The 24378-nt window shown below is 68.8% G+C and carries 19 protein-coding genes and 1 pseudogene; 11 read left to right on the forward strand and 9 right to left on the reverse strand.

The window, feature by feature from the left end:
- Positions 1-163 precede the first annotated feature (163 nt).
- Positions 164-397, reverse strand: a complete 234-nt coding sequence (locus ACFWV2_RS28785; RefSeq protein ID WP_384409276.1) for a hypothetical protein — start codon at positions 395-397, stop codon at positions 164-166.
- Between the two features lie 58 nt (positions 398-455).
- Between ACFWV2_RS28785 and ACFWV2_RS28790 the strand changes: the two genes are divergently transcribed.
- A complete protein-coding gene (locus ACFWV2_RS28790) occupies positions 456-644 on the forward strand; it encodes a hypothetical protein (RefSeq protein ID WP_384409278.1) in 189 nt (62 codons plus the stop codon).
- A gap of 770 nt (positions 645-1414) precedes the next feature.
- On the opposite strand, the gene ACFWV2_RS28795 is transcribed toward ACFWV2_RS28790, so the two are convergent.
- Positions 1415-2710: an ROK family protein gene (locus ACFWV2_RS28795; protein ID WP_384409280.1), complete on the reverse strand. Its 1296-nt coding sequence runs from the start codon at positions 2708-2710 to the stop codon at positions 1415-1417.
- Positions 2711-2861: 151 nt separating this feature from the next.
- Between ACFWV2_RS28795 and ACFWV2_RS28800 the strand changes: the two genes are divergently transcribed.
- From ACFWV2_RS28800 to dgoD, 5 genes are all read left to right on the forward strand, one after another.
- Positions 2862-3767, forward strand: a complete 906-nt coding sequence (locus ACFWV2_RS28800; protein WP_384409282.1) for an SMP-30/gluconolactonase/LRE family protein — start codon at positions 2862-2864, stop codon at positions 3765-3767.
- A gap of 140 nt (positions 3768-3907) precedes the next feature.
- Positions 3908-4576 (forward strand): bifunctional 4-hydroxy-2-oxoglutarate aldolase/2-dehydro-3-deoxy-phosphogluconate aldolase, encoded by a 669-nt coding sequence (locus ACFWV2_RS28805; protein WP_384409284.1) that lies wholly within the window; start codon positions 3908-3910, stop codon positions 4574-4576.
- Positions 4573-5532 (forward strand): sugar kinase, encoded by a 960-nt coding sequence (locus ACFWV2_RS28810; protein WP_384409286.1) that lies wholly within the window; start codon positions 4573-4575, stop codon positions 5530-5532. Before ACFWV2_RS28805 ends, ACFWV2_RS28810 begins: the two co-directional genes overlap by 4 nt.
- 156 nt (positions 5533-5688) lie before the next feature.
- A complete protein-coding gene (locus tag ACFWV2_RS28815) occupies positions 5689-6441 on the forward strand; it encodes an SDR family NAD(P)-dependent oxidoreductase (protein ID WP_384409288.1) in 753 nt (250 codons plus the stop codon).
- Positions 6438-7583, forward strand: coding sequence for a galactonate dehydratase (gene dgoD, locus ACFWV2_RS28820; RefSeq protein ID WP_384409290.1), 1146 nt, complete (start codon positions 6438-6440; stop codon positions 7581-7583). The genes ACFWV2_RS28815 and dgoD overlap by 4 nt, the downstream gene beginning before the upstream one ends.
- Positions 7584-8302: 719 nt before the next feature.
- On the opposite strand, the pseudogene ACFWV2_RS28825 reads toward dgoD, so the two are convergent.
- The 6 genes and pseudogenes from ACFWV2_RS28825 to ACFWV2_RS28850 form a co-directional block, all read right to left on the reverse strand.
- Positions 8303-9068 (reverse strand): annotated as a pseudogene (locus ACFWV2_RS28825) (IS5 family transposase).
- A 351-nt stretch (positions 9069-9419) separates the two neighbouring features.
- Positions 9420-11189, reverse strand: a complete 1770-nt coding sequence (locus ACFWV2_RS28830; protein ID WP_384409292.1) for an alpha-galactosidase — start codon at positions 11187-11189, stop codon at positions 9420-9422.
- Positions 11190-12017: 828 nt separating this feature from the next.
- On the reverse strand, positions 12018-13046 hold the full coding sequence (locus tag ACFWV2_RS28835) for an ABC transporter permease (protein ID WP_384409294.1): 1029 nt from the start codon (positions 13044-13046) through the stop codon (positions 12018-12020).
- Positions 13043-14629, reverse strand: coding sequence for a sugar ABC transporter ATP-binding protein (locus ACFWV2_RS28840; protein ID WP_384409296.1), 1587 nt, complete (start codon positions 14627-14629; stop codon positions 13043-13045). Before ACFWV2_RS28840 ends, ACFWV2_RS28835 begins: the two co-directional genes overlap by 4 nt.
- Before the next feature lie 102 nt (positions 14630-14731).
- Positions 14732-15772 (reverse strand): substrate-binding domain-containing protein, encoded by a 1041-nt coding sequence (locus tag ACFWV2_RS28845; RefSeq protein WP_384409298.1) that lies wholly within the window; start codon positions 15770-15772, stop codon positions 14732-14734.
- Positions 15773-16153: 381 nt separating this feature from the next.
- Positions 16154-16486 (reverse strand): hypothetical protein, encoded by a 333-nt coding sequence (locus ACFWV2_RS28850; protein ID WP_384409300.1) that lies wholly within the window; start codon positions 16484-16486, stop codon positions 16154-16156.
- 641 nt (positions 16487-17127) lie between these two features.
- Here ACFWV2_RS28850 and ACFWV2_RS28855 point away from each other — a divergent pair.
- A complete protein-coding gene (locus ACFWV2_RS28855) occupies positions 17128-18987 on the forward strand; it encodes an NPCBM/NEW2 domain-containing protein (protein WP_384409302.1) in 1860 nt (619 codons plus the stop codon).
- 78 nt (positions 18988-19065) lie between these two features.
- Here ACFWV2_RS28855 and ACFWV2_RS28860 read toward each other — a convergent pair whose 3' ends face one another.
- Complete coding sequence (locus ACFWV2_RS28860) at positions 19066-19767, reverse strand: FadR/GntR family transcriptional regulator (protein ID WP_384409304.1); 702 nt, start codon at positions 19765-19767, stop codon at positions 19066-19068.
- Positions 19768-19988: 221 nt separating this feature from the next.
- Here ACFWV2_RS28860 and ACFWV2_RS28865 point away from each other — a divergent pair, with 221 nt between their 5' ends.
- From ACFWV2_RS28865 to ACFWV2_RS28880, 4 genes are read left to right on the forward strand one after another with little or no spacing between them, the layout of a single operon-like run.
- On the forward strand, positions 19989-21185 hold the full coding sequence (locus ACFWV2_RS28865) for an aminotransferase class V-fold PLP-dependent enzyme (RefSeq protein WP_384409306.1): 1197 nt from the start codon (positions 19989-19991) through the stop codon (positions 21183-21185).
- Positions 21182-22486, forward strand: a complete 1305-nt coding sequence (locus tag ACFWV2_RS28870) for an ABC transporter substrate-binding protein (protein ID WP_384409308.1) — start codon at positions 21182-21184, stop codon at positions 22484-22486. Before ACFWV2_RS28865 ends, ACFWV2_RS28870 begins: the two co-directional genes overlap by 4 nt.
- A gap of 1 nt (position 22487) precedes the next feature.
- Complete coding sequence (locus ACFWV2_RS28875; protein ID WP_384409310.1) at positions 22488-23471, forward strand: carbohydrate ABC transporter permease; 984 nt, start codon at positions 22488-22490, stop codon at positions 23469-23471.
- On the forward strand, positions 23468-24322 hold the full coding sequence (locus ACFWV2_RS28880; protein WP_384409312.1) for a carbohydrate ABC transporter permease: 855 nt from the start codon (positions 23468-23470) through the stop codon (positions 24320-24322). The genes ACFWV2_RS28875 and ACFWV2_RS28880 overlap by 4 nt, the downstream gene beginning before the upstream one ends.
- Positions 24323-24378 lie beyond the last annotated feature (56 nt).

The raw sequence follows: 24378 nt of genomic DNA on the forward strand, positions 1-24378 counted from the left end.
ATCAAAGATGACCATGGCGACGACGCACCGATACGCCCCGGCAGCTCACGTGGGCCCGCCCGCGCTACGACCCTACTGCTGGGCCTGTCTGACAATTCGCACCGGATCAGGCCGGGCGGGCCGGACCCGAGGGGAAGGGGTAGACAGGCCCCAGGACGGCTCCCTACGGCTGGCCCGTCCCGTCCGGCACCGGTGTGGCCTGGTGGTAGTAGAGCCGGAACTCCCCGGCGGCGTCGCGGCGCCAGATCGACGAACGGCGGGCGTGCCGGTCCTCGATGCGGGTCTCGTAGGTGAGGTGGACGATCCCGGGGGCGAGGACCGCGCCTTCGAAGCGCTCTGCGGTGATGGGGGTGCTGCTCTCGGCGCCGCCGTGGAGCGTGGGCAGGGCGGCGACCATCTCCGCGTGTGTCTGGCCGGGGATGCGGATGCGGCCGGCTTCCTGGGCAGCGTGTTGCTTGCGCTCGCGCCAGCCCCTACGGACGCCGGGGCGCCCGGCCAAGGCCGAGCCGCTGCACGCCGCCCGGTCCGCGCTCGAGGCGCCCCGCGTCCTGGTCGCGGTCCTCACCGCGGCCCTCGCCCCGGCCGCGACGGCGGCCATAGAGGCCTCCTACGCCCTGCGCGGCGCCGCCGACCACTTCGCCTGACCCGCCCGGCCCTTCCGCACGTAGAGGCGCGCAGGCGTACGGGCGGTCCTGGGACCGGCCGTCACACCCCGCCGGTCCCAGGACCCGTCACACCGCTCGTTACAGCCGGAGCACCTCTCGCGCGGTACCGCGTGCACATGCGCACGAACTCCCCGTGCACGTGCAACACCCGTGACGTCGCAGCGCTGCTCGGCGTCTCCCAGCGCACTTGCTGTTCCGAGGTACGGATCGTCAGCCGGGTTATGCGTCGGTGCTGGGTGGCGCACTCATCGGGCGCGACGCAAGCAGCCCCCGCAGCCCACCCCCTGTGGTGCGGGCCGCCGCCCTGGCCCCGCGTCGCCCGCCGGGGCCGGGCTGCGCCCCCACCTCCCGAGGGGAGGCCACAGGCGCGTCCGGAGAGACCGTCTCACCACGATTATCTGCCGTGCCCCGGCTACCGCGGTGGACGCGCGGAAACCAGGGCACGGGCAGGTGCGGTCAGCGGCGGTGGTGGTCCCCAGGACTCGGGCGGCGTCGGGGTCGAGGCCTTTTCCCTGCGCCTGGAGGAGGAGGACCATCTCGAGGCCGCCCTTGATGGCCGACGAACGCGTACCGCACATAGCCGATCGGGGATAGTCCGGGCGAGGATCAAGGTTGTCCAGGTCCCGCTCGTCGGCAGCCCAGCGAGACCGTAACGCGGCGGGTTGACGTGTTCAGGGTCGAGCTGGCGAGAACGCGGGAAGGTTCGGCCGGAGTCACAGGCCTGTACGGTCGTCCCCTGGCCCCTGGCCTCAGCCCTCTAGCCACAGTCCACCCTCAGCGACAGCGGGTCCGGTCCGCTTGGCGTCCCGCCGCTCGCGTGGCTGACGCATCCGGCTGACCGGTCCGAAGACCTCGCGGTCGTCGAGGAAGCCCTCCAGGGCGAACGCGGCAGCGCCCCGGGTGACCGCGTTGTGCGGCACCGCGCTGCGCCGCAGGGACGCCGCCCGGCGCGGCAGCGGCAGCGCATGCCGGGTGACCGCCTCGTATGTGGCGCTCAGCAGGCGCTCGCCGAGCAGGTCGACGACCTGGTTGCCGAGGACGACGACCCGGGGGTTGAGCAGGTTGACCAGATTCGCCATCGCCGCGCCCAGATGGCGTCCGGTCCGGTTGATGACCTCGATCGCCGTGGGATCCCGCTCGTCCGCGGCCCGTGCCAGGGCGGCGACCGTGGCCGCATCGTCGGGGCCCGATGCCCGCGTGTCGTCCGGTGCCAGTTCGCGCCAGGTCTGGGCGATGCCCCGGGTGCTGACGTACGCCTCCACGCAGCCCCGGTTGCCGCAGGTGCAGAGCCGGCCGTCGATCGCGAGGCAGGTGTGGCCCCATTCGCCCGCGCTGTTGGTGAACCCCCGGTAGAGCTGGCCGCCGATCGCGATCCCGGCGCCGACACCGGCCCGCAGGGTGAGCACCACCAGGTCGTCCGCCTCCCGCCCTGCGCCGAACCACAGCTCGGCGACGGTACTGGCCCGCAGCGGGTTGTCGAGCCTGAGGGGGAGCCGGAGGCGTTCGTCGAGGAGGGCGCGCAGAGGGACCTCGTGCCAGGACCAGTACGGGGAGAAGGAGGAGACCCCGCCCTCGTGCTCCACCACGCCTGGCACGCTGACGCCCACGCCGAGCACGCGCGCGCGGGGTACCCCGGAGACGCGCAGCAGTTCCTCGACGCAATCGGCGAGCCGCTCTACGACGTCGGCGGGCCTGACGTCGCCCGGGGGAAGCGGGCGTTCGACGGAGTGCCTGACCTCCAGGGCCAGGTCGAAGAGTTCGGCGTGGACGGCGGTCTCGGCGATGTCGACACCGATCAGCGCGCCCCGGTCGGCGTTGACCGCGAGCAGCGCGCGGGGCCGGCCGCCGCTGGAGTCCTCGCGACCCGCTTCGACGAGGACTTCGGCCTCCAGGAGTTCGGAGGTCAGGTTGGCGACGGTGGCGAAGGAGAGACCGGTCGCGGCCGCGAGGTCCTGACGGCTGACGGCGTCGGATCCCGCGTAGAAGCGCCGCAGGACCTCGAAGCGGTTGAGGCGGCGAATGTCCTGCGACGTCCGCTTGATCATGGCTGCTGTCCTCCGCTGGTACGGCCCGGGGCGGGCCCCCGTCCCGCGATCTTATTCAAAGGGTTGGAAGAAGCAGCAAGGAGGCTATTTACAACCGTTATACGAACCCGTAGTTTTTCGATCGCGCACACCCGCCGACCGAGGAGGCCAGATGCAGCACCTCAGGGCCGTACCCTGCTCCCCCCTGCCCGGACGCCTGACCGAAGGGCCCGTCTGGGACACCCGGCGCCAGGAACTGCTCTGGGTGGACATCCCCGAGGGCCTCGTCCACCGGGCCGCGCTCACCGAGGAGCGGGGACACCCTGAACTCGTCCCTGTCGTCACACTCCGGTTCGACCGTCCTGTCGGCGCCGCCCTGCCCTGCGCCTCGGGGGCCCTGCTCGCCGCCGCGGGCACCTCCTTCCTGCGCCTGGAGCAGGACCGGCCGGTCACCGAGGCCGTCGAGATAGCCGCGGCCGTGCTCCCCGGGGATGGCGTGGCGCGCCGGATGAACGACGCCGCCGTCGACCCCGCCGGCCGGCTCCTCGCCGGGACCATGGCGTACGACGAGACCCCCGGCGCGGGCGCCCTCTACCGCCTCGACGGCGAGGTCCTCGCCACCCTCGTCGACTCCGTCACCATCTCCAACGGACTCGGCTGGAGCCCCGACGGCACCCGTCTCTACTACGCCGACAGCCCCACCGGCCGGGTCGACGTCTTCGCCTATGACACCGTGACCGGCTCCCTGAGCGACCGCCGCACCTTCGTCGTCCTCGACCGGGGCGTCCCCGACGGCCTCACCGTCGACAGCGAGGGACGCGTCTGGGTCGCCGTGTGGGGAGGCGGCGAAGTCCTCGCCTTCACCCCCGACGGCGCCCCCCACGCGCGCGTGGAACTGCCCGCCTCTCACGTGACGAGCTGTGCTTTCGCCGGACCCGACCTCGACGTCCTCGTCATCACCACCGCGACCGAAGGCCTCGACGAGGACCGCCACCGCGCGGAACCCGACGCCGGCCGCCTCTTCGCCTGCCGCCCCGGCGCCCGGGGCCTGCCCACCCCGCCGTACGCCGACCGCTGAGGACAAGTGAGGCGTACGCCTGCCCTGCGACCCCGCAATCCCCGGAGTCAGTGAGCTGTCTTCTCCCGCATTCCCGGGGCGCTGAGTTCTACCCCTGCCCCGCAGCCCGCACCGCACCAGCCCCAGGAAGAAGCACCACCATGACCACCCCGACAGCCCCCCGGTACGAGGGATCCGCCCCGCACGACGCACTCAGGGCCGCCCTCGCCGCCGCCCCCGTCGTCGCGATCCTCCGCTCCGCCTCCGCCGCCCGCTTCGCCGAGGTCACCGACACCCTGGTGGCGTCCGGCGTCCGCGCCGCCGAGTTCACCCTCACCACGCCCGGTGTGCTCGACGCCCTGCGCGAGTACGCCGCCGACGCCCCGCCCGGACTCGCGCTCGGCGCCGGCACGGTCACCACGCCCGCCGAGGCGCGGGCGGCCGTCGAGGCCGGAGCCACCTATCTCATCACCCCGACCACCTCCACCGAGGTCATCGCGGAGGGCGTCCGCCTGGGCGTCCCGGTGCTCCCCGGCGCGTACACCCCCACCGAGATCCTCACCGCGTGGCGGGCGGGGGCCACCATGGTGAAGCTCTTCCCGGCAGCCGCCGGCGGACCGGAGTACCTCCGCGCCGTCCGCGCCCCGCTGCCCGGCATCCCCCTCGTCCCGACCGGCGGCATCGGCGCGGCCGACGCCCCCGCCTACCTCGCCGCCGGCGCCGCCGCGCTCGGCGTCGGCAGCCCCCTCGTCGGCGACGCGTGCGAGGGCGGCTCGCTCGCCGCCCTCGCCGACCGCGCCGCCGCCTTCCTCGACGGGATCGGCCGATGACGGCCGGGAGGCCGCCCGCCCTCGTCACGCTCGGCGAGGCCATGGCGGTGGCCGCCGCGATCGTGCCCGGTCCGCTCGCCACGGGCACCCCCCTCCGGCTCGCCTGGGCGGGCGCCGAGGCGACCGTCGCCATCGGCGTCAGCCGGCTCGGCCACCCGGCCGCCTGGACCGGCCGGGTCGGCGAGGACGCGGCGGGCGCGATGGTCCTCTCGGGGCTCCGCGCCGAGGGCGTCGACGTCTCCGCCGCCCGTACGGACCCGGCGGCGCCCACCGGTCTGATGCTCCGTGAGCGCCGCACCGCCGACCGGCTCCGCGTCAGCTACTACCGGGCCGGGCTCGCCGGATCCCGCCTCGCCCCCGAGGACCTCGACGAGGCGCAGATCAGCGGGGCGCGTGTGCTCCATGTCACCGGCATCACACCGGCGTTGAGCACCACCGCGCGCGCCGCCGTCGAGCGCGCCGTCACGGTGGCCCGCGCCGCCGGGGTCACCGTCTCCTTCGACGTCAACCACCGCGAACGCCTCTGGAGCCGCGCCGACGCCGCCGCCGCGCTGGCCGGGCTCCTGCCGTACGCCGACATCGTCTTCGCCGGTCCCGAGGAGGCGGCCCTCTTCGTGCCCGAGGAGGCACCGGAGCGGATGGCCCGCGCCCTCACCCGGCTCGGACCGGGGCAGGCCGTGCTGAAACTCGGCGCGCAGGGGGCCCTCGTGGCCACCGCCGACGACGCGCTCCACGTCCGGCACGCCGTCCCCGTCACCGCCGTCGACCCCGTCGGCGCGGGCGACGCCTTCGTCTCGGGCTATCTCGCGGCCGTCCTCGACGGCTCCCCGGTGGAGGAGTGCCTGCGTCTCGCCGCGCTCTGCGGCGCCTTCGCGGTCTCGGTCCCCGGCGACTGGGAGGGCCTCCCGCGCCGCGCCGAACTCGGCCTCCTCACGGCCCAGGACATCACCCGCTGACCGCCCCGGCACCCACCGACGGCCGGACCGCACCGCTGTAGGACCCGCGCCCGCCCGGCCGGACCACCGCCACGGCGCCGCCCGCCGGGCCCGCACCCCGGCGGGCGGCGACCTCCCCTTCGTATCCGCACCCGGAAACACCAGGAACCCACAGCCATGAACCGTTTCTCCGGACAGACCGCCGTCGTCACCGGCGCGGCCTCGGGCATCGGGGCGGCAAGCGCCGCCCGGCTCGCCGCCGAGGGCGCGTCCGTGATCGTCTCCGACATCGCCGACGAGGCTGGCGAGGCCGTCGCCGCCGCGATCCGCGCCGACGGGGGTCAGGCCGCCTACGTCCGCTGCGACGTCGCGTCCGAGGAGGACTGGGCCGCCCTGCGCGCCGAGGCCCACGCGCGCTTCGGCCGGGTCGCCATCCTCCACAGCAACGCCTTCACCCATACCTCCGCCGCCGCCCACGAGCTCCCCGTCGCCACCTGGGACCGGGAGATGGCCATCAACCTGCGGGCGCTGTACTTCGCCACCCGCACCTTCCTCGACGACCTGCGCGCCGAGCGCGGCAGCCTCGTCGCGACATCCAGCGTGCACGCCGACTTCGGGCTGCCCGGTTACGCCGCGTACGCCGCAGCGAAGGGCGGCATGTGCGCGCTGGTCCGTCAGCTGGCCGTCGAGTACGGGCCCGAGGTGCGCTTCAACTCCGTCCTGCCGGGCCCGATCCTCACCGAGGTCTGGAACGACGTCGACGAGGAGGGACGCCGGCTGTCCGCCGACGCCACGGCCCTCGCCCGGCTCGGCCGCCCCGAGGAGGTCGCCTCTGCGGTCGCCTTCCTCGTCTCCGCCGACGCCGCCTACATCACCGGAACCAACCTGGTCGTCGACGGCGGCTGGACCGTGAAGAAGGAATCCAAGTGAAGATCACCTCCCTGCGCACCTACATCGTCGCCCCGCGCTGGTGCTTCCTGCGCGTCGACACCGACGAGGGCATCACGGGCTGGGGCGAGCCCGTCGTCGAGGGCCGCGCCCACACCGTGGCCGCCGCCGTCGACGAGCTCTCCGACTACCTGATCGGCCAGGACCCGATGAAGATCGAGGACCACTGGCAGGTCCTCACCAAGGGCGGCTTCTACCGGGGCGGCCCTATCCTCTCCAGCGCCATCGCCGGCATCGACCAGGCACTCTGGGACATCACCGGCAAAGCCCTCGGCGTCCCCGTGTGGCAGCTGCTCGGCGGCAACGTCCGCGACCGCGCGCGCGTGTACAGCTGGATCGGCGGCGACCGCCCCGACGAGGTCGCGTCGGAGGCCCTGGCCCGTAAGGACGAGGGCTTCACCGCGATCAAGATGAACGCCTCGGCGCAGCTGCGGCTCATCGACACCCCCGCCGCCACCCAGGCCATCGTGGACCGGGTGGCCTCGATCCGCGAGGCCGTCGGCGACGAGTTCGACATCGCCATCGACTTCCACGGCCGGCTCACCGCCCCCATGGCCCGCCGGGTCCTGCCGCTCCTGGAGCCGTACCTGCCCTTCTTCGTGGAGGAGCCAGTCGTCCCGGAGATGAGCGACCACATCGGCGACATCGTCCGCTCGACCTCCATCCCGATCGCGACCGGCGAACGCCTCTACTCCCGCTGGGACTTCAAGAAGGTCCTCGAACAGGGCATCGCGGTGGCCCAGCCGGACCTCTCGCACGCGGGCGGCATCTCGGAGGTGCGCAGGATCGCGGCGATGGCGGAGGCGTACGACGTCTCCCTCGCCCCGCACTGCCCGCTGGGTCCGATCGCGCTGGCCTCCTGCCTCCAGGTCGGCTTCGCCTCGCCGAACCTGCTGATCCAGGAGCAGAGCCTCGGCATCCACTACAACACCGGCTCCGACCTGCTCGACTACCTGGTCGACCCCTCGGTCTTCCGGTATGAGGACGGGCACGTGGCCCTGCCCACCGGACCGGGCCTCGGCATCGAGGTCGACGCGAAGGCGGTCGAGCGGGCGGCCGAGATCGGGCACCGCTGGCGCAACCCGGCCTGGCGCCGGGACGACGGCTCGCTGGCCGAGTGGTAGCCGGCGAAGCCGGAAGGGGCGGGCTTACGAACGAGGCCGCCTCTTCCTGCCTCCGGCGGTGATGACAGGGCGGCTCCAGGCAGGCCGTCGGCCTCGCGGCGATGGAGGAGGCCGTGGACTGCCGGATCCTGGGTGGGAAGGCCGGACGCGTCCTGCGCGACCGCACCCGCGAAACCCCCCGCGGGGCTCGGTGCCCGTGAGATCCACTTCGAGGACGGCTCGACCCACGAGGGAGCCCTCGTCCTCACCTTGCCGAGCTGGAACGGTTGTACGCGCCGACCAGCCGCCTCCACGACGAGCACGAGAACGCCCTCGGCCACTCCTTTGTGAGCAGGGTCTGCCACCGCTCCCCAGCCGCACGCACCGCGTGCGGGCGGACCGTAGCGGCCTGATAGCCCTAACATTCCTCGCCTTCGTCGGCCCGGTCGGGCCCGCTCGGACGCTGCGTACCGAGGGCGACCAGCTCCTCGAAGCCGCCGGCCAGGAAATGGCCGTAGCTTCGTCGGACGTCGCCCCAGCCCCCCTCACCACCGACCACTGAACGGTCCTCCGCCGAGGAGACCGACCGTCCGCCCGGGCCGCCCGCTCGCCGGGACAGTCCGGGTGGAGGGCTCGAAGAACGCGGCTCTGCTGCTGGGCGCCGCCGCTTCCCTGGGCCGCGGTCGCTGACCAACAAGCTCTACTACACATGCGACCGTCAGCCGCCAACTGAGCCGTCTTCATCCTGCATAGATGCAGGTCAGTAGTGTGTGGACGGCTTGGACGATGGTGCTGATGCGGCGGGTGGAGCATCTGGCTCGTCGGAGGATTCGCCAGGACTTCAGCTGTGCGAAGGCGCGTTCACCGGGAGCTCTCAGCCGTGCGTGGTCGCGGTTGAACTGCTGATAGTGCTCGGGCTGTTCGCGGTGGTGGTAGTACGGGGTGCGGACGGCGGCGCCGGCGCCCTGGTAGGCGCGGTCCGCCAGAACGAGGATCTGCCGGGTGAGGCAGGCCTGGACGATGCCGTGGGCTCGTGCAGCGGTCAGATCGTGGGTCCGGCCCGGCGTTGCGCGGGAGAACCACAGCGGTGTGCCGTCGGGACAGGCAATGACCTGCACGTTCATCCCGTGCTTGCTGTGCTTCATCGAGTAGTACGGCTCGTCGGCCGCGATCCGGTCGGTGGGGATCAAAGTGCCGTCAACGATCACGAAGTCGCCCTCGCCCAGGCCGGTCAGGGCCTCGTGCAGACCCGGCGCCCAGGCCGCGAGGACGTCGAGGGTCTCGTCGACGTAGCGCCAGGCAGTGGCCGTCGAGATGCCGAAGCCGGCTGCCAGGGCGGGCAGCGTCTCGTTCTTGCGCAGGTGCACCAGCACGAGCAGGGCCTGCTGGAAGCACCCCAGCTTCCGCCACCGCGAACGGCGTTCACACCTTCGTGCGTAGATGAGCCAGGAAACATGCTCAACCAGCTCATGCGGGACGTCGACCGTGGCACGAGTACGGGACCAAGCGAGGCTCCTCGGACGATGCGTGGTGCGTAGAGAGCACCACCGCAACGACCAGGAGCCTCGTCTCGTTGCGCACCCCTGCTGACCTGCCATTTCACCCCATAGAGACAGGATGAAAACGGCTCACTGATCATCGATGCATTTTCCGTGATCGGGAGATACACCAAGCGATTCACAATCCCGTTCGGCTGCCTGAGATCGTCGGCACCCAGTGTCGAGAAGGTCGCGGATCCGGCGGCTGAGAGCGGGTGCTCTTCTCGCGGGCGTCGTGGTTGGCGGCTCGTGGAACGTCGCGTACGAGATTGCATGGGTCCGCCGCTGCTCGGTGGGGAGCAGCGGCGGAGAGTGAAGGTCAGCCGAGCCGGATGAACGTCCAGGCCTTGGCGGAAGAGACGGGCTGCTGGGTCAGGAGGGAGTTGCTACCGGTGCCGGAAGGCGTGACGGCAAGGCCGCTGTTCTGGGCGACAAGGTTGTAGCGGTTGCCGCCAGCGGGGGTAAGGGAGAACTTCTGGTTGGACTTGTTGGTACCGCAGGTCCACTGGATGACCGCCGCACCGGTCGCTGAGCTGTTGTTCTTGATGTCGAGGCACAGGCCGGTGATTGCGCTCTTGACTGCGAAGGTGCCGTCGGGGTTGGCGGTGAGGGTCCACCGCTGGTTGTCGTTGCGCTTGCGCTCCCAGGTGATCATCTGCTTGCCGGTGACGTTGGAGCCGCTGTTGTCGATCGTCTGCGCTGGGGCGCTTGCGGAGGCGATCTCGAAAGTACCGTTGGACGGTGCGGCCTGGGTGGAGGCGATCGGACCGCTCGGCGTGAGGCGGAGCAGGGCGGTGGCGTGTGGCGCCAGTGTCGCGGAGAGCGTGCCGGAAGTGGTGCCGGTCGCTCCGGTCCACAGGTTCTTGAAGGCGTAGAAGGGCGCTCCGGCGATGCCGAGCTCGGAGACGCTTGTTGTCACGGTGGCCGAGGTGTCACTGGTGTTGGTGAGGGACACCGACCAGTCACCACCAGCGAGTTCGCGGACAGTCAGCAGCTGGGCGTCGGAGTCGGTGACAATCCGGGCGGCGCTGCCGAGGGTGTCCTGGTCGACGGCGAGCACGTCCTGGTTGGTGAGGATGCTCAGAGTCTCGGGCGTCATCTCGTCGAGCTTGTGGCCGGCCATGAGAGGGGCGGCCATCTGAGCCCACAGGGACATGTGACTGCGCGACTCGTCCGGGGTCAGGCTCTGGCCGTCCTTCGTAACCCCGACTTCGAGCATGTCGGGGTCGTTCCAGTGGCCCGGACCTGCCTGGGCGCCGAGGGGGCCGCTGAAGCGGGTGATGTCGAGCACGCCCTCGCCATAGCGCGTGTCTTCCGTCTTCAGCCAGGCGTTCTTGATGTCCTCGGTAGTTCGCCACAGGTTGGCGATGGAGGACCAGTCGAAGGTCGACCCGGTGTTCTCATCGAACCAGGAGTTGGCGTTGATGCTGTAGACGATCGGTCGCTCAGACTGACCGCTGGCGGCCGCGGTGGCGGCGGTGGCGCGGGCGAGTTCGTCGCGCATGAGAGAGAACCGCTGCTTCTGGATCTCCAGCGTGCCGGCCTTGGAGCACCAGTCGTACTTGAGGTAGTCGACGCCCCATTCGGCGAACGTCTCGGCGTCCTTCCTCTCGAACCCCTCGCTTCCGGTGCCGGGGCGGTTGTGGAGGCGCTGTTCACAGGTCTTGTCGGTCGGGGACTGGTAGATGCCGAACTTCAGTCCCCTGGCGTGCAGGTAGTCGCCGAGGGCCTTCATCCCGCTGCCGAACCGGTTGGGATCCGCCTGCAGCTTGCCGTTCGCGTCGCGCTGGTTGGCCATCCAGCAGTCGTCGACGACGACGTACTCGTAGCCGGCGGCCTTCATCCCCGAGGAGACGATGCGGTCGGCGCTCGCCTTGATGAGCTGCTCACTGATGTTGCAGTGGAAGGAGTTCCAGGTGTTCCAGCCCATCGGGGGGGTGGCCACTTCGTCGGCCAGGGTGGCGGCCCTCGCCTGGGGGGCGGCGCCGATCTGGACGCCGGCCATGGAACAGACCAGCGCGGCTACGGCGGTGAGGGTCGGGAGGCTGACGCGGCTTCTGGCGAAGCCAGAGGGGATATAGCTGCTCATCGGAGCTCCTGAAGAGTGGGCGGGGGACAGCTGTGATCGGCAGACCGGATGTGGGGCGGTATGCCGCCTCTAGTGCTCTGGAAGGTCGACGGGCGGGGGTGCCAGGTTCGGCGTCGTCGTAATGCGGCTCGGCTTGGCGATGCCGAAACCCCAGGAACAAACATTTCCAGTCGAGGTGCAACACATGAAATCCGCGTTAACCGCCCCCGTCAAGGGATACAGCGAGACCGATTCGGTCACGGTCCGCTCTTTTTGGAGTGGATCATTCCGTGGCTTTTCCCGAGCGGAGGAGGAGATGAAAACGGCCCCATCTGTCGGACGGGGCCGGAGCGGTCAGATCTGGGCGGTTCATACAGCCGCCAGGAAATCATGGGAGTTGCTCCGGAGGTCAAAGGACCTCGACGGGTGGCAGAAAAAGGCAGGTGGAGGCACCCGTAACCATGGATCATGGTACGGGTACCTCCAGAATAGGGGCAGCAGGATTTAGCGCTACTTGCCCTTCATCTCCTCCTGCAGTTTCCCCAACACAGGGCGCACCTGCCTTCCGCGAATTCACGATTGCCTGTAAAGCAGTGCCGGCTCGGGATGGAGAGGGCATTGTCCGTCAGATGCGACTCCCCTCCACCAACTGCCGGTAAAACAACTGTGCGGCTCGGGGGTGCCGGGGCTGAGTGAGAGGGTGCTGCCGGGCCAGGGGGATGATGGCCCGGCAGCGTTTCGGCGGGTCGGTCGACCCTCAGCGACTGACCGCCGGTCGGGGTGGGCAGAGGATCCGCCGGTCCGGGTTGCCGCCTGCGGCCACGCGGTTGCCGGAGTGGAGAAAGGTACTCAGTGGGGAAGTCCGACGGCTCGTTCGCCGTTGCGGCGCTGCTGGATGACGACGGCGGCGACGAGCAGGGCGCCCTGGGCGACGTTCTGCCAGAAGGTGTTGATGCCCTCGACCGTCAGGCCGTTCTCCAGGGCGCCGAGGAGGGCGACGGCGAGGAGGGTGCCGCCGACGCCGCCCTTGCCGCCCTTGAGGGCGCAGCCGCCGAGCGCGGCGGCGGTGATGGCCTTGAGTTCCAGGCCCTCGCTGCCGGAGACCGGTTGGCCGGAGCCGGTGCGGGCGGTGAGCAGGATGCCGGCGATGGCGGCGACGACGCCGATGAGGGCGTAGACGGCGACGAGGTACTTGTTGATGTTGATGCCGGCGAGGCGGGCGGCGGTGTCGTTGCCGCCGATTGCGTACAGGTTGCGGCCGATGTCCGTGTACTTGAGCATCACGTGGACGGTGATGGCGACGACGATGAGGATCCAGACCATGACGGGGATCCCGGCAATCTTGCCGCGTCCGAGGAAGACGAAGAAGTCGTTGTTGAGGACGTAGCCCTGGGCGCGGCCGTCGGACAGGAGTTGGGCGAGGCCCTTGTAGGCGGCGAGTCCGGCGAGGGTGGCGATGGTCGGGTTGACGCGGCCGTAGACGATGACGAGGCCGTTGAGGACGCCCACCAGGATGCCGACGCCGACGGCGGCGAGCATGCCGAGGACCGCGCTGGAGCCGGTGCTGGTGAAGACCATGGCGCTGACCACGGAGGCGACGCCTACCTGGGAGCCGACGGAGATGTCGAGGCCGCCGCAGATGATGACGACGGTCTGGACGATGGCCAGGAGGCCGGTGATGGTGGCCGCTTCGGCGATGACCTGGATGTTCGAAAGGCTGAGGTAGTTCTCGTTGAGGAAGCCGAACAGCCCGAGGACCAGGACGAGCGCACCGATGAGGCTGAGGTTCTGCCCGCCGAGCGCCGCGAGGACGGAGGTGGTGGGTCCTTTCGCCACGCCGTTCTCGGCGGTGGCGGGAGGTGTGGTGGTGGTGCTCATGCGGATGCTCCAGCGGGGGGTGTGGTGGTGCTGAGGTCGTCGGCCATGGCGAGCGCGAGGATGGTTTCCTCGGACGCTTCGTGGCGGTCCAGTTCCCCGGTAATGCGGCCGTTCTGCATGACGACGACGCGGTCGGCGAGACCGAGGACTTCGGGGAGTTCGGAGGAGATCACCAGGACGGCGACACCTTCCTCTGCGAGGTCGGCGATAATCTGGTAGATCTCGGCCTTGGCACCCACGTCGATGCCCCGGGTGGGCTCGTCGAGTATGAGGACCTTCGGCTTGCGGGCGAGCCAGCGCGCGAGAACGACCTTCTGCTGATTGCCACCGGAGAGTTTTCGGACCTCGTGCTCGATCGACGGCGTCCGTACCCGGAGGCGGTCGGTGTACTCCTGGGCCAAGGCGCGCTCGGCTCCGCGGCGCACGAAGCGGAATCGTCGGAGCCGTTCCAGGACGACGGTGGAAGTGTTGTCCCGGATCGAGCGGTGCAGGAAGAGTGCCTGTGCCTTGCGTTCCTCGGGGGCGAGGCCGAGTCCGGCCTTGATGGCTTCGCCGGGGCGGCCGGAGCGCAGAAGCTGGCCGTCGAGGGTGACGGTGCCGCGATGGATAGGCAGGTCGCCCGCGAGAGCGAGGGCCAGTTCGGACCTGCCGGCTCCGATGAGTCCGGCGAGGCCTACGACCTCACCGGCGTGGATCTGCAGGTTGATGTCGCGGACGTCGTCAGTGGTGACGTCTTGTACGTCGAGGACGAGGCGGTCGGTGGCGACGCGGGTGCGGGAGAACATCGCGGTCAGGTCGCGCCCCACCATGAGGCGTACGAGTTCGCCGTCGCTGGTGTGGGCAGCGTCCTGGACGCCTGCGAGTGCGCCGTCGCGCAGCACGGCGATGCGGTCGGCGAGTTGGAAGATTTCCTTCATGCGGTGGGAGACGTAGATGATGGCGATGCCCTGGTCGCGCAGGTTGCGGATGAGAGCGAAGAGCGCGTCGACCTCGTGCTCCGACAGGGAGGAGGTGGGCTCGTCGAAGGCGATGACCTTGGCCTCGCCCGTCAGGGCGCGCAGGATCTCGACGAGTTGCCGCTGGGCGGGGGTCAGCTGCGAGCCGAGCAGGGACGGGTCGAGGACGTCGGCGAAGCCGAAGCGCCGGAGGTCGCCGGTGATACGGCGGTTCAGCTCACGGCGGTCCAGACGCCGGCCGGCCAGCCGGGGGAGAGAACCCGCGTATACGTTCTCGGCGACGGACACGTGCGGGATGATCTCGGGTTCCTGCGGGATGATCCTGATGCCTGCGGCGCGCGCGTCGGCGGGGGACCGCAGGTCCAGGCGGGTGCCGTCCCTTTCCACGTGCCCCGCGGTCGGCTGGTGGTCGCCGGTGAGGATTTTCAGGAGAGTGGACTTGCCCGCGCCGTTCTCGCCCATCAGCGCCGTGACCTGGCCGCTGGGGAAGTCAAGGGTGACGCCGTTGAGAGCGTGGACAGCGCCGAAGCGCTTGGTGACTGACTGTACGGAAATGCTGGAAGGGGGCGCTGCTGGGAGGCGAGCGGTGCCGGACGTACCGTCCTGCGAGCCGTGCGCTCTGCTCATGATGGTGACCTCGAGGGTTGAGCGGGGGGTGGTGAGGCGCCTCCGGCCGGGATCCCGGCCGGAGGCGGCATGGGCTACTGAAGGCCCGAAGGTGACTTGGGGTCAGCCGCAGGTGACGCCGGCGCTCTTCCAGTTGGTGGCGTCGACCATGGTGGTGGGAGCGAAAGCCTCGAACGGGAACGTCTTGCGGTACTTGAGCTTGTCGTACATGGTTTCCACGGCCAGGGCGCCGACGTTCTTGCCATTGATGAACAGCGCGGCCTTCATGCCGGACGGCTTGCCGGAGCTCCAGTTCTTGCAGGCAAGGTAGGCACCCAGGCCGACGCCGATGATGTTGTCGGCCTTGACGCCGGCGTTCTCCAGGGCGGTGACGCCACCCTGGACGTTCTCGTCGTTGCAGCCCCAGACGATCCAGTTCTTCACCCCGGGGTTCGCGGTGATGGTGGCCGCGACCCTGTCCTGGGCCCCGGTCGGCGTGTTGTCGGTGGCGACGTCGATCTTCTGGATCTTCGCCCCGGCCGCCTTGGAGAACGCGCTGTCGGCGGCCTTGACCCTGTCGGTGCAGACCGTCACGTCCTGCTTCCAGGCGGAGATGATCCGGGTGTCGGCGGGCTTCCAGCCGGCCTTGACGTATTCCTCGGCGGCGCGCTTGCCGACCTCGCCGCCCATCTGGGCGCCGCTGAAACCGATGCGGGGGACAAGGTCCTCTTCGGCGCACTCCGTGGGGGACGGGCCGGTCGCGCAGATCTGGTCGTCGGACGTCAGCAGGGGAACACCCGCGTCCTTGGCCGCCTGCACGACCTGCGGCCCCACCGCCGGGTCGGGCACAACGATGATCAGGCCGTTCGACTTCTGGGCTATCGCTGCCTGGACCTCGCTGACGGCCTTGTTGGCGTCGTTTCCGAGGTTGACGACCTTGAGGTCGACACCCAGTTCGGCGGCCTTCGCCTTGGCGCCTTCGGCTTCGCCGATGAAGTACTCCTGGTCACCCTGCTTCTGCAGATAGGTCAGGGAGAGCTTCCCGGAGACCGGTGCGGCAGATGCTGGAGAGGCAGTGGGTTCGCGGCCGGTGGAGCAGGCTGTGAGCCCCAGTGTGACGCACAGTCCGACGGTGGCAGCCAGCTGGATTCGCGAGAGGTGCATGGGGGCTCCTGTGCTGTGCTGGTCCGGGGCTAAATCAACGTGATCGCCCAGAACCGATCAGTTTCAAACGTGTGACGCATACGTAAATGCTCGGCTTGGGTGTTCGTCAAGGCTTTACAGCGAATCATCCTGCTTCGAGATACTTCCGTGACGTCCGTCCGCTGTGCGGTAGTTGGGGTGCGAGACAGTGCTTGCCCCCCCCGGCAGGCGTGCGATGGCACGCCGGCGACACATCGTGTATGCGGCGCGCCTAGGACGCGGCGCCCAGATGTGGCCGCCAGCAGCGGGAATGCGCTTCTGTTCGGACTCCCAGCAGCCGCAGCGTGCAGCTATGGGGTCACCGGTGCAGCGGAGCGCTGCTGCCGTCTCGGTCGCCGTTCACTAGAGAAGGGCTTCCAGGTGGGCGACCTCTGCGCCATGCAACTGGATCCTGGCCCACCGCCGATGCCTTGCTGCGCGCTCCGTCCGTGCCTCACGAAGTGCCTCGACGAGCGCCTCCGCCTGCGATGCGGCCGAAACCACGAACGTCTGGAACCCCGCCCGGCCGTCCGGAGTGGTGAATGCCCATGTCACCTCGTACTTCGCCACGTACTCCACGGCGAATTGACGCAGCGCTCCGCCCTCCGCGGGACGGGAGAAGGAGGGAGGCTGGCAGGCCTGGGTCTCCGGCGCGAAGTGAGTGGGTTCGGCGAGCTGGGTCAGCTTGTTCGACATGGCGACTCCTCGATGCAGGACCCCCGGCAGCCGTTGTGCCGCCGACCTGTATGCCGCGCCTGCGCCTCGGAGCCCTCGCCCGACGTTGCGCGCGACCAGGGAGGGCACTGCGAGCCGTTGGCCTCGGCTTCAGTGATCTCTCTGGAGGTCAGACGTCTAGTCAACACTTCGGATGACTTGGTCCGATTCTGCGCCTCGGCTGGCTCACAGGCAAGAGTTTCTGTCTAGTTATCTGACGACTCTTCCTCGCCTTCAGTAGACGTCATACATCTCTGCAAGCAGTCCAGGCGGGCCAAGGAGGTGGTTGTCGCAGGTCAGCGACTTGCAGGACGCCTCGAAACCCACAGATTCGATCGTAAAGGCACGCAGATATCTGTTTGATTTTGGTCTGCGGTGTAGCGCACGCACTGGGAGGGGCCGTACTGTCGGCGCCGCGCTCAAGCGCATCCCCCAACCTCACGAACGGAGGAACATCCGTGCGTGCACTTCCATCTCTCCGCCTTCACGGCCTTGTGCTCGGCGTGGCCTGCGCGGCCCTCGTCGGGGCGGTCCAGGTAGCCCCGGCCGGGGCCACGGAACCGGCCCCGGCGAGCCCTTTACGGCTGGCCGCCCCGGACGACGGCCTCGCCCTGACGCCCCCGATGGGTTTCAACAACTGGAACTCCACTCACTGTCGGCCGGAGTTCAACGAAGCCATGATCAAGGGCGTCGCCGACCTCTTCGTCACGAAGGGGCTCAAGGACGCGGGGTACGAGTACGTCAACCTCGACGACTGCTGGGCCCTGTCGAAGCGCGACGCGGCCGGCAAACTCGTCCCGGATCCGGTCCGCTTCCCGAACGGGATCAAGGCGGTCGCCGACTACGTCCACGCCAAGGGCCTGAAGTTCGGCATCTACACCAGCGCCGGCACGAAGACGTGCGACAGAGTCGGCTTCCCCGGCGGGCTGAACCACGAGTACAGCGACGCCCGGCAGTTCGCGGACTGGGGCGTCGACTACCTCAAGTACGACAACTGCAACCACCAGGGCGTCGACGCGAAGAAGCGCTACACCACCATGCGCGACGCCCTGAAGGCGACCGGCCGCCCGATCGTCTTCAGCATCTGCGAGTGGGGAGAGAATAGGCCCTGGGAGTGGGCCGCCGACGTCGGCCACCTGTGGCGCACGACCGGCGACATCAATGACAGCTGGGGATCCACGCTGTCGATCATGAAGAAGAACCTGCCGCTCCACGCCTACGCCGGGCCGGGGAACTGGAACGATCCCGACATGCTCGAGGTCGGCAACGGCGGGATGACGGACACGGAGTACCGCACCCAGTTCTCCATGTGGTCGATCATGGCGGCCCCTCTGCTCATCGGCACCGATCTGCGTAAGGCGGACGACGCGACCTTCGAGATCCTCTCCAACCGAGAGGTCATCGCCGTCGATCAGGACCCGCTCGGCAGGCAGGGCGAGGTCATCAGCTCCGAGGCTGGCCGGTGGGTCGTTGTCAAGGAACTGTCGGACGGAAGCCGCGCCATCGCGCTGTTCAACGAGTCGGACCGGCCCCAGCGCATCGAGACCAGCGCGACGGACGCCGGACTCCCGCGGGCGCGCGACTACCGCGTGCGCGACCTGTGGGCACACAGCGACGCCAGCTCCGCCGGCACCATCGCCGCGACCGTGCCCGCGCACGGCACCGTGCTGCTCCGCGTCTCGCCGGAGCGCCGGTGGGAGTCCTATCCGCCCGCGGTGGAGCTCGCTCCCACCGGTGACTGGTTCGCGCGAACCGACCGGCCGGCCGAAGTGAGTGCCAAGCTGACCAACCACGGCCGTGAGAAGGCGCGGGCGGTCTCGGTGCGGCTTTCGGGTCCGGAAGGGTGGGACATCCGCCCGACGACACCGACCAGGACCGGCAAGCTGTCCTCCGGCATCACCTTCACCACCGGCTGGAAGGTGAAGGCGCCCGGCGGCACCCGGCCCGGTGACTACGACCTCGTGCTGTCCGCCGCCTACGACTCCCAGGCGGGAAAGACCAGGCGCGAACATCCCGTGCGGGTCAGCGTCGTCGTACCGCCGCAGCCCGGCGTCAGCTACGTCAGCGACATGCCTTGGGTGAGCAGCAGCAACGGCTGGGGACCGGTCGAGAGGGATCGCAGCGTGGGCGGTTCCGGCGCACGTGACGGCAAGACACTGACGATCGGCGGCCAGACCTACACCAAGGGGCTGGGCGTCCACGCCCCGAGCGTCGTGCACCTCTACCTGGGAGGGAAGTGCTCCACGCTGCGGGCGTCGGTCGGTCTCGACGACGAGTCGGGGACGAGGGGCACCGTCGCCTACGAGGTCTGGGCGGACGACCGGAAAATCGCCGCTACGGGCGTAGTGGACAACTCGATGCCCGCGCAGCCGGTCACCGCTGACGTCACAGGAGCGCACAGTGTGCGCCTGGTCGTCACCGATGGTGGCGACGGCGTGGCTCACGACCACGCCGACTGGGCCGACGCCAGGCTGACGTGTTGACCGCAGGTCGGTGACGTCGGTGCCTCCGGACGGGATCGGGCGATGATCACGCCCGGAGGCAGCCGGCTCGTGTCTGCGCTAATCCCGGGCGTCGTCATCGACGACAGGGGGCCGGGTGGTGCGGAGCCAGCGCTCGCTGCGAGCGATGTGGGCGGCCGCAGCGGCGGCAGCGGCGGTCGGGTCACGGTCGGCCAGAGCGGCGATGATGGCCCGGTGGTCCTCATCTCCGCCCCGCTTGAACTCCGGGCCTTCGGGAAGGGCGAAGACCCGGTAGTAGCGCGACCGGGAACGGAAGACAGTAAGGAGGGCTTCCATGGAACGGCTGCCCCCGATCCGGGCGATCTCGGCGTGGAAACCGTGGTCCGCGTCGGCGAACTCCACCGGATCATCAGACGCTTCGATCTTCTCGATGAAGCCGTAGAGAACCTGGAGTTCCTCGGGCGTGATCCGCGCTGCGGCCCGGGCCATCACATGCGCCTCCAGCACGCGCCGGATCTCGAACAGCTCGAGCAGCCCGTCGAGGGGGACGAGTTCCACGGTCAGGGACAGACGCCCCAGGAGGTCTTCCGGCCGCAGCTGCGAGACGTAGGTGCCGGAGCCGTGCCGCACCTCGACCGCGCCCAGAGCCCCCAGCATGCGCACCGCTTCGCGAAGAGAGCCGCGCGACACCTCCAGCTCGTCGCACAGATCGCCCTCGGGGGGGAAGCGATCGCCGGGCCCTAGGCGGCCGCTGGAAATCATGTGGCGCAGGCCGTGGAACGCCCTGTCGACTGCGGACATCTCTGTCTCCTCCAACCGGCGCATTCCTGACGTGCTCCGTCATTCATCATACGCATTCATGATTCATCTGATGAGTGTGACTGAATTGTTGTCGACCTGAGTAATCTTGTCCCACACTGTCCAGATAGCATCACATGTCTTCCGGTACACATCTGATGTCGAGGCAAGTGAGGAGTCCGGTGAGCCCGTCGAATCACGTGCCTGCGCCGATCCCGTTGGCGATGGCCGATGGCCGGCCGGCCGCGGCGGCCTGGTCGCTGTCCTCGAAGATCACGCACCTGAACCACGGCTCGTACGGTGCGGTTCCTCTCAGGGCCCAGGCGCAGCAGAGCATCCTCCGTCGTCAGATGGAGGCGTCCCCCGGGGAGTGGTTCCCCGCGCTGCCCGAGAAGATCGCGGCCGCGCGAGAGGAAGTGGCCAGGTTCCTGCGGGTGTGCAGTACTGATCTCGCGTTCGTCCCGAACGCCAGCGGTGGCGCCAGCGTGGTCTACACCAGCCTGCCCGTCCGCGCCGGCGGTGAGGTGCTGGTCACGGATCACGGGTACGGCGCGGTGACCATGGGGGCCGAGCGCCTCGCCCACCGCTGGCGGGGCTCGCTGCGCACGGCCCACGTACCACTCGACGCCGACGCCGACAGTGCCTACGAAGCCGTGATCTCGGAAGTGAACGAGGCCACCGGTCTCATCGTCATCGACCACATAACCTCTGCGACCGCCCGGTGGATGCCGGTGGAGCGGATCGCCGCAGAGGGCCGCCGACGAGGCATCCCGGTCCTGGTGGACGGGGCTCACGTGCCCGGCCTGGCCGAAGAACCGGTCAAGGGCGTCGACTGCGACTTCTGGCTCGGCAACCTGCACAAGTTCGCCTGCGCGCCCCGCGGCGCGGCAGTACTGGTGGCCGGCTCCCGGCTGCGCGATGAGCTGTTCCCCCTCATCGACTCCTGGGGGGCGAAGCTTCCCTTCCCCGAACGCTTCGACTCGCAAGGGACGTGCGACGCCACCAGCTACCTGGCGGCGCCGGCCGCTCTCGACTTCATCGAGGACACGTGGGGATGGACGACGGCCCGCACCTACATGCGGCAGCTGGCCGACTACGCCGAGCAGACCGTCGCCACCGCGATGTCGGAGGCGACAGGCGAGGACTGCCGCACGGATGTCGGCATGCCGGTCAGCGCTCTGCGGCTCGTGCGGGTGCCCGCCCCACTGGCCGCCACACACGCCGAAGCCGATGCCCTGCGCGACCGGGTGGCACGCGAGCTGAACGTGGCGGCGGCGTTCACCAGCTTCGACGGGCAGGGCTACCTGCGACTTTCCACCCACGTCTACAACACGGCAGCCGACTTCGATTACTTCGCCGAACGCTGCGTCCCCGTCCTGAAGGCGTGGGCCCGTGCCGCATCCCATGGAGACCGGTCATGAAATACAAGATCACGGCAACCGCCCTGGCTCTCGCACTCACCACGGCGGCCACCGCCTGCTCCGGAGGCGGTGGTCAGGCCGACGGAACTGTCACCCTGCAGATGGTCGAGAGCCTGACCAACCCGGCACGCACCGAGGTGCTGAAGGACCTCCTTGAGGACTTCGAGAGGAAGAACCCCAAGATCAAGGTCAACCTGGTGTCGCCCCCGACGGCACAGGCGGACCAGAAGATCCAGCAGATGCTGCAGTCCGGCAGCAGCGTCGACACGCTGGAGGTCCGGGACATCACGGTCGGGTCGTGGTCGAACAACGGCTGGCTGTACGACATGAGCGGTGACCTGAAGAGCTGGCCCGGCCGGGGGAACCTCACCGCGGCCGCAACCGAGGCCGCCACCGACTCCCGCGGCAAAACCTACTTCGTACCGTACGGCTTCTACGGGCTGAGCCTCTTCTACCGCACCGATCTCATTGCCGAGGCCGGCTACGACCAGCCGCCAAGGACGTGGGAGGAACTGCGCGAGCAGGCAAGTGCTATCCAGGACACCGGCAAACGCCGTTACGGTTACGCCTTCCGCGGCGGCGCCGGTGCCGTCAGCAACGCCGCGGCGATCATCGAGGCGTACGTCGCCGACCGCATCGACCCGGCCAACGGATACAAACTGTCCGACGGCAGCACGATCTTCTCCGCTCCCGAGGCCGAAGACGCCCTCGCGACTTACCTCCGGCTCTTCAAGGAGGGCTCACCGCCGTCCTCTGTGGCCTGGGGATATCCCGAAATGGTCGAAGGCTTCTCCAACGGCTCCACGGCCTTCCTGCTCCAGGACCCGGAAGTGATCGCGACCCTTCGGGAGTCCAGTTCGATCACGCCGAAGCAGTGGACGACCGCCCCGCTCCTCACCGGCCCGACCGGGAAAGCGGTGCAGCCCCTCGCCACGGCAGGATGGGGGGTCGCCGAAGGAAGCAAGCACAAGGCGGAGGCCGTGGCGCTGGTCAAGTTCCTTTCGGAAGGAGAGGCCTCGGCCACCTTCACGCGGAAGAACAGTCTCATCCCGATCCTGAAGCAGGCGGCAGACGACCCCTTCTACAAGACCGGCCCCTGGGCGAGCTACGTGACGATGAACAAGAACCCGCGCACGTACCTCACCGTGGCGCAGCCCCGCGACGTTCCCTGGTTCACCGAGTGGACGCAGAAGGGCGACGCCGACGTCCAGAAACTGCTCCTCGGCAAGACGACGCCGAAGCTGTTGCTCGCTGACTGGGACGCGTACTGGACCGCCAAATGGAAGAGCGAGCAGAGCTGACATGCGCAGGCGCCAGACTTCTCCGGACGACGATCGGCAACTTCCCAGAGACAAGAGCGGCACGACCCTCGCACAGCCCGCAGGCGGGAGACGGCGCAAGCGCGAGTTCACGGCTCGGCACGGAACGCTGATCACTCTGTATCTGGCGCCGGCGGTGATCTTCGTCGCGGCCTTCACCTACTATCCGGTCCTGGCCGGCACGCACATGGCATTCCGGCGCTGGAACCTCAACGACCTGACGGATACCTCCTTCGTAGGCTTCGACAACTTTGCCGCGCTGTTCAGCGACCCTGTCTGGGGGACCATCCTTGCCAACACGGCCCTGTGGGTGATCGCCTCGCTCCTGCCGCAGCTCGTGATCGGCTTCCTCCTGGCGCTGTACATGCGCAGCAAATTCCGATTCCGTGGCCTCTACCAGGCCCTAGTTTTCTTCCCCTGGGCCATCTCCGGCTTCCTGATCGGCATCCTGTTCCGCTGGATGTTCAACAGCGAGTTCGGCGTCATCAACGACCTGCTGATGAAAGCTCACGTCATTGACGAACCGGTACCGTGGCTCGCTGACCCGAAGACCGCCATGGTGGCCGTGATCATCGCCAACGTCTGGTACGGCGTCACATTCTTCGCCATCATGCTCCTCGCCGCCCTGCAGTCGATCCCCGAAGAGATCTACGAGGCTGCGGCGCTCGACGGCGCCGGCAGGACACGCACCCTGTTCCACATCACCATCCCCTACATCCGCACGGCGCTGGTGCTGACCGTGCTCCTGCGGGTGATCTGGATCTTCAACTTTCCGGACATCATCTTCGGAACGACAGGCGGCGGTCCGAACAACGAAACCCACATCGTGTCGAGCTGGATGATCGCCATCACTCAGCAAGGCGACTACGGCAGAGCATCCGCCCTCGCCCTGCTCGTCTTCGCGGCGCTCATGGTGTTCTCCGTCTTCTTCCTGACCGCTACCCGCGGCAAGGAGGCCAAGACATGACCGGGCACGAGTCCCCGCTCGGCTACGAGTCCCCGCTGAGCAGGGCTTTCAAAGCCGTCTTCCTCACCCTCTGGCTCCTCGTCACCATCTTCCCGCTGTACTGGATCACCATCACCTCATTCAAGCGCCCGGGCGAGGTGCTCACCTTCCCGCTGGACTACTGGCCGCGCCACTTCTCGCTGGACAGTTACACCGAACTGTTCGACAGGTCGCGGTTCGGCATCTATCTCGGCAACAGCCTTCTGGTCGCGACCGTCGCGGGCGCCGTAGCCACCGCCGTTGCGACACTGTCGGCATACGTACTGGCCCGATTCCGGTTCAGAGGCAGAGGCGCCCTGCTCATGGCGGCCCTGGTGACCCAGATGATCCCCGCCTTCATCGCCCTTGGGCCCCTCTATGTCCTGATGACCGACCTGCGTCTCGTCGACAACCGCTTCGGCCTCATGCTGGTCTACATCGCCGTGTGCGTCCCGTTCAGCACGGTCATGCTCCGCGGCTTCTTCGAGAACGTACCGGACAGCCTCGAGGAAGCGGCAATGATCGACGGCTGCTCCAGGACTGGAGCATTGTTCCGCGTTCTGCTGCCGGTGATGAGACCTGGGATAACGGCGGCTTTCATCTTCAACTTCGTCACCTGCTGGAACGAACTCTTCCTTTCCGTCACCCTGATGAACAGCGACGAGAACAAGACGGTGCCCACAGCGTTGAGCGGATTTATCTCCAGCTTCGACATCGACTGGAGTCTTATGTCCGCGGCCGCCGTCCTGACGATCCTGCCTACAATGGCGCTCTTCGCCTTTGCTGGCAGACACATCGTCCGAGGCCTTACTGCGGGTGCGGTCAAGGAATGAACCCGCCCACGGAACACCGGACGACAAGCTGATCAAATAGATCGCGCGAAAATCAA

Origin of the sequence: Streptomyces sp. NPDC058671, assembly GCF_042716475.1 — a bacterium.
GTDB lineage: Bacteria > Actinomycetota > Actinomycetes > Streptomycetales > Streptomycetaceae > Streptomyces.

Bases quoted from the DNA above. Each gene is read 5' to 3' on its own strand.
- ACFWV2_RS28785 (WP_384409276.1), bottom strand. From the start codon at position 397: ATGGTCGCCGCCCTGCCCACGCTCCACGGCGGCGCCGAGAGCAGCACC.
- ACFWV2_RS28795 (WP_384409280.1), bottom strand. From the start codon at position 2,710: ATGATCAAGCGGACGTCGCAGGACATTCGCCGCCTCAACCGCTTCGAG.
- ACFWV2_RS28800 (WP_384409282.1), top strand. From the start codon at position 2,862: ATGCAGCACCTCAGGGCCGTACCCTGCTCCCCCCTGCCCGGACGCCTG.
- ACFWV2_RS28805 (WP_384409284.1), top strand. From the start codon at position 3,908: ATGACCACCCCGACAGCCCCCCGGTACGAGGGATCCGCCCCGCACGAC.
- ACFWV2_RS28810 (WP_384409286.1), top strand. From the start codon at position 4,573: ATGACGGCCGGGAGGCCGCCCGCCCTCGTCACGCTCGGCGAGGCCATG.
- ACFWV2_RS28815 (WP_384409288.1), top strand. From the start codon at position 5,689: ATGAACCGTTTCTCCGGACAGACCGCCGTCGTCACCGGCGCGGCCTCG.
- ACFWV2_RS28830 (WP_384409292.1), bottom strand. From the start codon at position 11,189: ATGAGCAGCTATATCCCCTCTGGCTTCGCCAGAAGCCGCGTCAGCCTC.
- ACFWV2_RS28835 (WP_384409294.1), bottom strand. From the start codon at position 13,046: ATGAGCACCACCACCACACCTCCCGCCACCGCCGAGAACGGCGTGGCG.
- ACFWV2_RS28840 (WP_384409296.1), bottom strand. From the start codon at position 14,629: ATGAGCAGAGCGCACGGCTCGCAGGACGGTACGTCCGGCACCGCTCGC.
- ACFWV2_RS28845 (WP_384409298.1), bottom strand. From the start codon at position 15,772: ATGCACCTCTCGCGAATCCAGCTGGCTGCCACCGTCGGACTGTGCGTC.
- ACFWV2_RS28850 (WP_384409300.1), bottom strand. From the start codon at position 16,486: ATGTCGAACAAGCTGACCCAGCTCGCCGAACCCACTCACTTCGCGCCG.
- ACFWV2_RS28855 (WP_384409302.1), top strand. From the start codon at position 17,128: ATGGGTTTCAACAACTGGAACTCCACTCACTGTCGGCCGGAGTTCAAC.
- ACFWV2_RS28860 (WP_384409304.1), bottom strand. From the start codon at position 19,767: ATGTCCGCAGTCGACAGGGCGTTCCACGGCCTGCGCCACATGATTTCC.
- ACFWV2_RS28865 (WP_384409306.1), top strand. From the start codon at position 19,989: ATGGCCGATGGCCGGCCGGCCGCGGCGGCCTGGTCGCTGTCCTCGAAG.
- ACFWV2_RS28870 (WP_384409308.1), top strand. From the start codon at position 21,182: ATGAAATACAAGATCACGGCAACCGCCCTGGCTCTCGCACTCACCACG.
- ACFWV2_RS28875 (WP_384409310.1), top strand. From the start codon at position 22,488: ATGCGCAGGCGCCAGACTTCTCCGGACGACGATCGGCAACTTCCCAGA.
- ACFWV2_RS28880 (WP_384409312.1), top strand. From the start codon at position 23,468: ATGACCGGGCACGAGTCCCCGCTCGGCTACGAGTCCCCGCTGAGCAGG.